This is a genomic window from Ochrobactrum sp. SFR4 (assembly GCF_019730395.1).
GTDB lineage: Bacteria > Pseudomonadota > Alphaproteobacteria > Rhizobiales > Rhizobiaceae > Pseudochrobactrum.
Genome location: NZ_JAAPBB010000137.1, coordinates 1 through 514, shown reverse-complemented (window position 1 = coordinate 514; position 514 = coordinate 1). Strand labels below are relative to the sequence as shown.

The window sequence follows — 514 nt, the reverse complement described above, 5'->3', positions numbered from 1 at the left end:
CGCTCTAGCCCGAGATTAGTCGCCCCAGCCAAGATCGTGGCCAACACAGCGGCGGGCTCATCGTGATGCTTGCCAGAACGCAGATCAGTGAAGGCGTCGAGGAACCCGGTCTGCGCATTCACCTCCCAAAGCAACTCTGTGATGCGGATACGTGGCATCACGGCGTCAATGGCCCGTTCCAGACGCACCGCAGCAGGTGGTGTCACAGCTTCATGGGGCGTGATTTTCAAGCGCCCGCGCTCGATCCGGACGCCGGTGAGAGCATCGCGCTTCAAGGTGTGGTCCACTTGGTCAAGGCGTTTTGCCAGCGTGGCCCCCCGATCCGCCAGCCATGCTTCCGGATCTGTCTCGAAGCCCGCGTCCCGCATGACGGTTTCCGCCGTGTCCCGGGGCATCAGGTAGCTGTCGAACCGGCGATACTCACGACTGCCATCAACCCAGACATCCCCGGCGCGCAGGCGGTCTCGCAAGGTGGAGACAACGGCGGTTTCGTAAACGCGTCGTTTCGGTTGAC

Annotated in this window: 1 protein-coding gene; it reads right to left on the bottom strand. The window is 62.6% G+C overall.

Annotated elements, in window-relative coordinates; all coding sequences use genetic code 11:
* A partial coding sequence (locus tag HBA93_RS18235) for a Tn3 family transposase (RefSeq protein WP_221724241.1) occupies window positions 1–514 on the bottom strand: 514 nt, incomplete at both ends.